Source organism: Variovorax boronicumulans (assembly GCF_019352895.1).
Lineage (GTDB): Bacteria > Pseudomonadota > Gammaproteobacteria > Burkholderiales > Burkholderiaceae_C > Variovorax > Variovorax boronicumulans_A.
In genome coordinates, this window is record NZ_JAAAFX010000004.1 from 1,338,961 (window position 1) to 1,347,963 (window position 9,003).

Genomic DNA, 9,003 nt, shown 5'->3' on the forward strand with positions numbered 1-9,003 from the left:
CTAACGTCGCGCGCTGCTCGGGCCAGGGCGCCGCGCCCTGCTCCCAGGCTCAGCCTTGCGCGTCGACCACGCAGCGGAACCCGACCATGCCCGACCGATCGCGCCCTGGCGCCATCAGCAGGTACTTGCCGTGCTGGTCGAGGCGATGGGCCTGCGGGAAATACCAGTGCGAGCTTTGCGGCTGGTAGGCGCTGCCGCCGCGCAGCACGGCGGCGCGCGTGTGCGCGTCGTGGAACTCGTCGGTCCACTGCCAGACCGTGCCGACCAGGTCCTGTACGCCGAAGGGGCTCGCGCCCTCGGGATGCATGCCCACGTCGTCCAGCGGCTGCAGCCCGCGGCCGGTGTTGGCGGCCGGCACGGCGTCCGCGCGCCAGGTGTCGCCCCATGGGTAGCGGCGGCCGTCGTTGCCCTGGGCCGCGTATTGCCACTCCCACTCGTGCGGCAGGCGCTTGCCGGCCCAGGCCGCATAGGCTCGCGCATCCTCGATCGACACCCAGGTGACGGGTTTTTCGGCCCAACCCTGCGGCGGCTTTCCGTCGGTCCAGTCGCGCAGGAAGTTCTGCGCGTCGGCGGGCCGGTAGCCGGTCGCGGCGATGAAGCCCTCGAAGGCGCCGTGCGTGACCGGATGCCGGTCGATGTGGAAGGGCCGCATCGCCATGCGGTGCCGGTGGCTGCGGCGCGCGCCCGGCTCCCACGGGTACTGCACGTCGAGGCCGGCCCAGGTCGCACCCTCGATCTCGATGCCCGCGACCTGGAACAAAAAGTCGCCGCCGGGGATGGCGACCATGCCCTCGGGCGCCTCGGCGCGCGCCGCTGTGGCCGGCACCTCGACCATCTGCTGCGCGAGCGGCGTCCACTGCTTCGACAGTGCGGACAGCGGCACCTGCGCCAGCACCTTCATCTGGTCGAGGAAGGGCTGCACGGCCTCGAGCGAGGCCGACGCACCCAGCGCCAGCACGCAGCCGAAGCCGCGCGTTTCCAGGTCCAGCGAGAGGATCGCCGTGCCGTCCTGCAGGTGCGGCTCGAGCGGCACGCCGTTCCACAGGTCGAAATAGCGCGCGCCCGCCTCATGCGGCACCGCCAGCTGCTCGCCCTGCATCGCGTACTCGTTGCGGTTCACGACCGTCCAGAGCGCCTGGTCCTCGCCGGGGAACAGCGAGGCGAACACGCCCTGCTGCAGCGTGGTCGCGTAGGGGGCCCAGTCGGCGCTGGTGATCAGGTGCGCGAAGCGCCGCTCGATGGCCGCGATGCGGCGCAGCGCCGCGCCGTCGCGCGCGGTGAGGCCGTTCCAGATGCCCCAAACGTTCTCCCATGCCACGTAGCCGATGCCGTTGAAGAAGATGTAGTGCAGGTCGTCGGTGCGGTCGCGCGACCAGCGGTTCTCGACGCTCACGGTGTGGCGCGGCTCCAGCCACTTGAGCTTGCTCACCGCCGGGATGATCTCGGCCGAGGGCTTGCCCCAGCTCTGCAGGTTCCAGCGCAGCGCCTCTTCCACCGTGGTCGACACCTCCGGCTGCAGCACCAGCGGATGGCCCAGCCGCTCGGCCACTTCGGCGTAGATGCGCGGCACGCTGCCGTAGGTGTCGCCGTTGATGCCGTCGGCGCCGACCTCGACCGCCAGCCGCACGATGGCTTCGCAGCCCGACAGGCCGTCGTCGCGCGTGCCGTGGTCCCAGGGCATGGTGGGCAGGAAGACCTTGACGCCGCGTCGGTGGAAGTCGGCCACCGCCTGCTTCAGGCCCGCCACGCCGCCGGGCAGCGCGTGCGCCATGTCGAGCTGGTTGCGGTCGTCGATGCCGATGTTGGGGTAGACCCACCAGATCAGCACGCTGTCGAGCCCGCCGAAGCGCTGCTCGAGGTCGTCGAGGTAGCGGTCCACCGTGTAGCGGCCCTGCACCGGGTCGTAGAAGTAGCGGTCCTCCACCATCATCTGGGTGTGGACGAAGTTGCGCTGCGACCAGGCCAGCTCGGGCCGCCGGTACTCGGCGTCGTCGTAGCCGATGCGCGACATGTGCTCGCGGCGCCAGACGCGGTGCGCCTCCAGCCAGCCCGCGGCCTCGCCGACCGGGTCGAGGCGCCACTGGCCGAACAGCGACTTGGGCCATCCCGGCACCTTGCCGGGCAGCGGCAGGTGCAGCCCGATGGCGTGCGGCAGGCCCTCGTCGTAGGACTGCGGATGGCGCACGGCGGCATGGACGCGCCAGGGGTTCGTGGAAGTGTCGGTGTCCGCGGGCGGCGAAGAGGGACGAAGGGTCATTTGCGCTTGGGGTTCTGGTGCAGCAGCGGGTTTTCCGCGGCCGTCATGGTTCGGTCGTAGGCGGCGTTGATCAGGCGCAGCGCCTCGGTGGTCGCGGCGAAGGCGGCCTCGTCGTCGACCAGTTCCTTGAGGTCGACGGCCGCCTGGCCCACGGTGATGTCGACGGCTTCGTCGATGCGCTGCATGCCGAGCGCGGTGAGCTGGACCATCATGCTGCGCCGGTCCTCGGGGTCGGGGATGCGGCGCACCACGCCCATCTTCTCCAGCCGGTCGACGCGGTAGGTGACCGTGCCCGAGGTGACCTTGAGCAGCTTGAGGATGTCGGTCGGGCGCAGCACGTAGGGCTCGCCCTCGCGGCGCAGCGCATGCAGCAGCAGCATCTCGCTGTAGCGCAGCCCGAGCCGCTTGGCCACCTTCTCACCGAACTGGCCGATCAGCATGGCCAGGCCGGTGATGCGCAAGGTCAGGCCGAAGGCCCGCATGTCGAGGTCGGGTCGCTCGCGCTTCCATTGGTTGACCAAGAGGTCGGTCGAGATCTCCGTGTCGGGGGACACGGCGGCTTTCTTGCGCTTCGTCGCGGTCGGCTTCACCATGGGTGGGGTCTCCGGCGGAGTGTCGTGGGGAACTGCGGCCTTCTTTCGCGCCGCAGGCGGAGCCTTCGACTGTGCCATCAGGCGGCGGCCGTGCTTCGGCCCACGCCCAGGTAGGCCTGGATCACGCGCTCGTTGGCGGCCACCTCGGCGGCCTCGCCTTCGAGCGTGAGCCGGCCCATCTCCAGCACGTAGGCATAGTCGGAGATCTGCAGCGCGGCGCGCGCGTTCTGCTCGATCAGCAGGATCGACACGCCGGTCGAGCGCAGCGCGCTCACCACCGCGAAGATCTCGCGGCACACACGCGGCGCCAGGCCCAGGCTGGGCTCGTCGAGCATCAGCAGCGCGGGCCTGGACATCAGTGCGCGGCCCAGCGCCAGCATCTGGCGCTCGCCGCCCGACAGCGTGGCCGCCATCTGCTCGCGGCGCTCGCGCAGGCGCGGGAAGATGTCGTAGACCGTGTCGAGCTGGTCCATCCAGCCGGCCTGGCCGCTGGCGCGGCGCGGGATCGCGCCGAGGATCAGGTTGTCGAGCACGCTCATGGTGCCGAACAGCTCGCGCTTCTCGGGCACCAGGCTGATGCCCAGGCCGACGCGCGCCGCCACGTCGCTGCGGCTCATGTCGGCGCCGTTGAAGACGAAGCGGCCGTCGACGCGCGAGTACGGCGGCAGGATGCCCATCACCGTGTTGAGCAGCGTCGACTTGCCGGCCCCGTTGGGCCCGATCACGCTGACGATCTGGCCGGGCCGCATGCGCAGCGACACGCCCTCGATGGCCTGCGCGTTGCCGTAGGCCACATGCACGTCGTGCAGCGACAGGATGTCTTGTGGCGCGGTGGTGGCGTTCATAGCTCTTCTCCTCCCAGGTAGGCCTGCAGCACCGCCGGGTCCTGCTGCACGTGCGCGGGTGTGCCCTGCGCGATCTTCGAGCCGAAGTCCATCACGACGATGTCGTCGGCCAGGCCCATCACGAACTCCATGTCGTGCTCGACCAGCAGCACCGTCACGCCCTCGCTGCGCAGCTGGCGCAGCAGCGCGGCCAGCGCCTGCTTCTCGAGGTGGCGCAGGCCGGCCGCGGGTTCGTCCAGCATCAGCAGCACCGGGTCGGCGCACAGTGCGCGCGCGATCTCGATCAGCCGCTGCTGGCCCAGCGACAGCGAACCGGCGTTGGCATAGAGGAAATCGCCCAGGCCCACGCGCTCCAGCTGCCGCGCGGCTTCGCCCAGCAGTTCGCGCTCCTCGCGGCCATTGAGCCGCAGGATGCTGCGCAGCACGCCGCGGCGCGCGTCGCCGGCCGGGCGCAGGTGCGCGCCGATGGCGGTGTTCTCCAGCACCGACATCTCGGGCAGCAGGCGCACGTGCTGGAAGGTGCGGCAGATGCCGCCCTTGACGATCTGGCGCGAGCTCAGGCCCGAGATCGGCTGGCCCCGGTACTCGATGCGCCCGCCGCTCACCGGCAGCACGCCCGTGACCAGGTTGAAGGTGGTCGACTTGCCCGCGCCGTTGGGCCCGATCAGCGCCACGATCTGGCGCGCCTTGACTTCGAAGGACACCTTGTTGACCGCCACCAGCCCGCCGAAGACGCGCATCACGCCTTCGAGCTTGAGCAGCAGCGTGCCGGCCGCCGGCTTCTCCGAGCGCGGCAGGAAGGCCGCATCGGCCGGCGCCACGGCCACCGGCGCGACCTTGAACTTGCGCTGGATGTAGGGCCACAGGCCCTGACGCGTCTTGATCAGGATGACCACGATCAGCACGCCGAACAGGATGCTCTCGAAGTTGCCTTCGAGAGGCAGCAGGCGCGGCACGTAGCTCTGCAGCAGGTCCTTGAGGATGGTCAGCACGCCGGCGCCGATCAGCGCGCCCCAGAGCTGGCCCACGCCGCCGACCACCGCCATGAAGACGAACTCCACGCTGTAGTTGAAGCCGAAGGCGCTCGGGCTCACGGCACGCACCATGTGCGCATAGAGCCAGCCCGCCGTCGACGCGAGCAGCGCGGCGTAGACGAACACCAGCGTCTTCAGGTGCACCGCGTCGATGCCCATGGCCTCGGGCATCACGGTGCCGCTGAGCAGCGCGCGCGTGGCCCGGCCCAGCCGCGAGTTCAGGTAGTTGCGCAGGCCCAGCAGCGCCAGCACCACCGCCAGCCAGATCAGGCCGTACATCGCGGTCTGCCCTTCGAGCGACCAGCCGCCCAGCCCGATGGCCGGGATGCCGCTGATGCCGTCGTTGCGGCCCAGCACGTCGAGGTTGGCGAAGGTGAAGAACAGCGCCAGTCCCCACAGCATGGTGGTGATCGGCAGGTAGGGCCCGGTCATGCGCAGCGTGACGCGCCCCAGCACCCAGGCCGAGCAGGCCGTGATGCCCCAGCCGGCCAGCAGGCCGACCCAGGGCGACCAGCCCCAGTGCGTGGTGAGCGCGGCGGTGGCATAGGCGCCGAGGCCGACGAAGGCGGCCTGGCCGAAGGACAGCATGCCGGCCATGCCGGTGAGCAGCACCACGCTGAGCGCCACCATCGCGTAGATGCCGATGTAGCTGAAGGTGGTGACCCAGGATTCGCGGATCGGCAGCACCGGGATCAGCACCGTCAGCACGACCAGCGGCAGCAGCGCGAGCGCCGTGTTCTTGAGATAGGAATGCTTCACGTCGCGCCTCAATGCGTGTCGTCGCCGTCGCCACCGTGCAGCGTGCGGAACAGCAGCACCGGAATGATCAGCGTGAAGACGATGACTTCCTTCCACGCACTCATCCAGAACGAGGAGAAGGACTCGAGCAGGCCGATCAGCAGCGCGCCCAGCGCGGCGATCGGGTAGCTCACGAAACCGCCGACCACGGCGGCGATGAAGCCCTTCATGCCGATCATCAGGCCCGACGAATAGTTGAGCGTGATGCGCGGCGCGATGAGCAGCCCGCAGATGGCGCCGATCAGCGCGGCCAAGGTGAAGGCCAGCTGGCCCGACCGGACCACGCTGATGCCCATGAGCTGCGCGCCCGTGCGGTTGACCGCGGTGGCGCGCAGCATCTTGCCGCGGATGGTGCGGTTGAAGAAGAAGAACAGCCCCACGGTCAGCAGCACCGCCGCGCCGAGGATGAACAGGCTCTGGCCCGGGATCACCAGGTCTCCGAGCGTGAGCTGGAAGTCGGTGTATGCCTCGGTGCGCGCGCCCTCGGGCCCGAACAGCACCAGGCCCATGCCGATCATCGAGACCTCGACCGCGATCGACAGCATGAAGAAGGTCAGCGGGTCGCTGTCGATCAAAGGCTGGAAGGCCAGGCGGTAGATCATCGGCCCGATCGGCACGATCAGCAGGCAGGCCGCCAGCATGCCCACGGGCACCGGCACGGTGGCGCGGCTCGCGGCCACGGCCAGCGCGCTCAGCACGGCCGGCGCGAGCAGGTACTGGCCGGCCGCGCGCAGCACGGCACGGCCACCCGCGCCGCTGCGCCAGGCGCCGGCCACCTCGAGCAGGAAGCACAGCACGCCCAGGGTCATGACCACGTAGGCGACCAGCGGCGTGCGCTGTTCCTGGATCGCGACCAGCGTCAGCGCGGTGAAGGTGACGAAGCCGCCCAGCGGCACGAAGGGCACGTGGGTGATGCTGAAGACCAGCACCAGTGCGGTCGCGAGCAGCGCATAGATCGCGCCGGTGACGATGCCGTCTTGGGTCAGGAGGATGGCGAGTGAGGTGTCCATGGGGCGTTCGGAAAGCACATTGAAAAGGTCCGGCTCCCCGCCTGCAATCAGGCGCGGCACCGGACCGGCATGGCGCTTACTTGGACAGCAGGACCCAGGCGTTGTTGCGGTACTCGAAGACGCCCGTGGCGCGCTCGTCGTAGCCCACGTGGTCGGTCGGCGACATGTTCACGTAGCCGGTCTGGGTGACCATGCCCTTGACGCGCTCGATCTGGTCGCGGATGGCCGCGCGGAACTCCGGCGTGCCGGGCTTCTGCGTCTTCAGGGCCTCGGGCACGGCGGCTTCGACCAGCTGCGAGGCCATCCAGAGGTTGCCCACGTAGGAGCTGAAGCTGCCCTTGCCGTAGAGCGCCTCGTACTTGTCGATCAGCAGCGCCGAGGCCTTGCGGATCGGGTTCGACGGGTCGAGCTGGTCGGGCTGGAAGCCGGCCGAGGTCACGGCGATGGTGCCTTCCATGTCCTTGCCGCCGAGCTTGTAGACCTCGGGCGCCAGCGCCGCGTAGGTCTGGTAGACGGTGCCCTTGAAGCCGCGCTCGCGCACCGTCTTGTGCGGCAGCGCGGCCGGCGTGCCCGAGGCCGCCACCAGGATCGCGTCGGGCTTGGCGGCCAGTACCTTGGCGGCCTGGGCCAGCACCGTGGTGTCGGCCGGCGCATAGCGCTCGACGGCCACGATCTCCAGCGGGTACTTCGACTTGAGGCGGTTGAGCTCGGCGGTCCAGGTGTCGCCGTAGGCGTCGGAGGTGGCCAGCACGCCCAGGCGCTTGGTGCCCGAGGCGCTGGCGCGCTTGAGCGTGGCGTCGATGGCCAGCGCTTCGTCGAAGGGCGTCTTGAAGGCCCAGCGGCGCTTGTCGTCCACCGGGGTCGTGATGCGCGAGCTGCCGGCCATGCTGACCAGCGGCACCTTCTGCTCGGCCACCACGTCGACCAGCGCGATCGAGGGCGCCGACATCGACGAGCCGATCAGCACGTCGACCTTCTCGTCGGAGATCAGCTTGCGCGCCGCCTTGACCGACTGGTTGGTGTCGGAGGCGTCGTCCATCACGATGTAGCTGACCTTCTGGCCACCCAGCTCGGTCGGCAGCATGGCCACGGCCTTTTTCTGCACCGAGCCCAGCGAGGCGCCGGCGCCGGTCGCCGACACGATCACGCCGACCTTGACCTGCGCCTGCACGGAGGCGGCGCACAACACGAGAAAGCTGCATGCGGCAGCGGAAACCAGACGAGGAATCAAGGGATGTCTCCAGGCGCACAAGCGCACTTTTTGGATGGGGCAAGAGCCTTCGGCGCGCTTGCGGGGCAGCAACCCGATGGCGGCGCCATCGAAATTACCTTAAATTTAATTTAATTAGAATTTGTGCAACTGTCAATCCGGACCCGCCGCGGGCCGTGCTTCGTCCCCCCGCCCGCAGACGAACGCCGACGCCTGGCGGCCCGCCAGGTCAGGCACAAGGATCTGCCCTGGACTCGCGCGGTTCAGGTCTTCGTCGGTGCGGCCCACTGGGGGAGCCAGCGCATCAGGTGTTCGGCGAAGCCTTCGGCCGCCGGTGAAAGGTGGCGGCCGTTGGGGCGGTAGAGGCAGACCGTGCGCACGGTCTCCGGGTCGACCACGCGCCGCATGACCAGGCCGAGCGGGGTCGCCATCACGCCGACATAGGCCGGCGCCAGCGTGGCCGCCAGCCCCTGCGCCGCGAGGCCCAGCGCCGTCGAGACGTTGTCCACGATCTCGACCGGCGTCACGCGTTCGCCTTCCGGCACGTTCACGTGCATCTGCGCCACGCTGCGCTCGTGGTCGCGCCCGGCGGCCACCAGCGGTGTGCCATGCAGGTCCGCCCAGCGCAGCACCTTGCGGCGCGCCAGCGGATGCGTGCGCGCGCACCAGAGCACCCAGAGGCTGTCGAACACGACGTCCCGGCTGGCGTCCGGGCCGACGGGGCGATCCGGCCCCACGGCGAGGTCGACGTCGCCGGCGACCACCGCATCGACCAGCGTGTCGACCGAGACGTCCTTGATGCGGATGATCACCCGCGGCCGCTCGGCCTGGTAGGCCCGGATCGCTGCGGGAATCGCCGCGCTGGCCAGGACCAGCGGCGCCCCCACCCGCACGATGCCGGCGGCCCGGTTGCGCAGGTCCGAGGCCGCGCTTTCGGCGCCCTGCACATGGCGCAGGATGCTCTGCGCCGAACTCAGGAAGTCCATGCCCGCGCTCGACAGGCTCACACGGCGCGTGGTGCGGTCGAACACGCGGAAGCCCAGCAAGGTCTCCAGCTCGGCCACCAGCTGGCTCACGGCCTGGGAGGTCATGCCCAGCAGCTGCGCGGCGCCCGCGAAGCTGTGCTGGTCGGCGACGGCCACGAAGGCCTCGATCTGGCGCAAGGTGAAGCGGGTCAGCGGCATGCATCGATTATCAAGTGGGCGTTGATGATCTGCGGGAAGCCGCGGACAGCGAAATCGATCGCCTCGCGTGCG

7 protein-coding genes are annotated in these 9,003 nt (G+C 69.8%); all 7 read right to left on the reverse strand.

All coding sequences use genetic code 11. The annotated features are described in order from the left end of the window. Positions 1 to 49: 49 nt before the first annotated feature. Positions 50 to 2,257, reverse strand: coding sequence for a formylglycine-generating enzyme family protein (locus K0H49_RS07775; RefSeq protein WP_257624621.1), 2,208 nt, complete (start codon positions 2,255 to 2,257; stop codon positions 50 to 52). Beyond that, positions 2,254 to 2,811 (reverse strand): MarR family transcriptional regulator, encoded by a 558-nt coding sequence (locus tag K0H49_RS07780; protein ID WP_219210891.1) that lies wholly within the window; start codon positions 2,809 to 2,811, stop codon positions 2,254 to 2,256. Before K0H49_RS07780 ends, K0H49_RS07775 begins: the two co-directional genes overlap by 4 nt. Before the next feature lie 116 nt (positions 2,812 to 2,927). Then, positions 2,928 to 3,695: an ABC transporter ATP-binding protein gene (locus K0H49_RS07785; protein ID WP_219210893.1), complete on the reverse strand. Its 768-nt coding sequence runs from the start codon at positions 3,693 to 3,695 to the stop codon at positions 2,928 to 2,930. Beyond that, positions 3,692 to 5,488: a branched-chain amino acid ABC transporter ATP-binding protein/permease gene (locus tag K0H49_RS07790; protein ID WP_219210895.1), complete on the reverse strand. Its 1,797-nt coding sequence runs from the start codon at positions 5,486 to 5,488 to the stop codon at positions 3,692 to 3,694. Before K0H49_RS07790 ends, K0H49_RS07785 begins: the two co-directional genes overlap by 4 nt. A gap of 8 nt (positions 5,489 to 5,496) precedes the next feature. Next, positions 5,497 to 6,537 (reverse strand): branched-chain amino acid ABC transporter permease, encoded by a 1,041-nt coding sequence (locus tag K0H49_RS07795; protein ID WP_219210896.1) that lies wholly within the window; start codon positions 6,535 to 6,537, stop codon positions 5,497 to 5,499. A 76-nt stretch (positions 6,538 to 6,613) separates the two neighbouring features. Beyond that, positions 6,614 to 7,723: an ABC transporter substrate-binding protein gene (locus K0H49_RS07800; RefSeq protein WP_219210898.1), complete on the reverse strand. Its 1,110-nt coding sequence runs from the start codon at positions 7,721 to 7,723 to the stop codon at positions 6,614 to 6,616. Between the two features lie 287 nt (positions 7,724 to 8,010). Continuing rightward, positions 8,011 to 8,931 carry a LysR family transcriptional regulator gene (locus tag K0H49_RS07805; RefSeq protein ID WP_219210900.1) on the reverse strand — a complete coding sequence of 307 codons (921 nt, stop codon included), beginning with the start codon at positions 8,929 to 8,931 and terminating at the stop codon, positions 8,011 to 8,013. Positions 8,932 to 9,003 lie beyond the last annotated feature (72 nt).

Excerpts from the sequence above, each read along its gene's own strand:
- K0H49_RS07795 (WP_219210896.1), bottom strand. The coding sequence starts at position 6,537 with ATGGACACCTCACTCGCCATCCTCCTGACCCAAGACGGCATCGTCACC.
- K0H49_RS07805 (WP_219210900.1), bottom strand. The coding sequence starts at position 8,931 with ATGCCGCTGACCCGCTTCACCTTGCGCCAGATCGAGGCCTTCGTGGCC.
- K0H49_RS07785 (WP_219210893.1), bottom strand. The coding sequence starts at position 3,695 with ATGAACGCCACCACCGCGCCACAAGACATCCTGTCGCTGCACGACGTG.
- K0H49_RS07775 (WP_257624621.1), bottom strand. The coding sequence starts at position 2,257 with ATGACCCTTCGTCCCTCTTCGCCGCCCGCGGACACCGACACTTCCACG.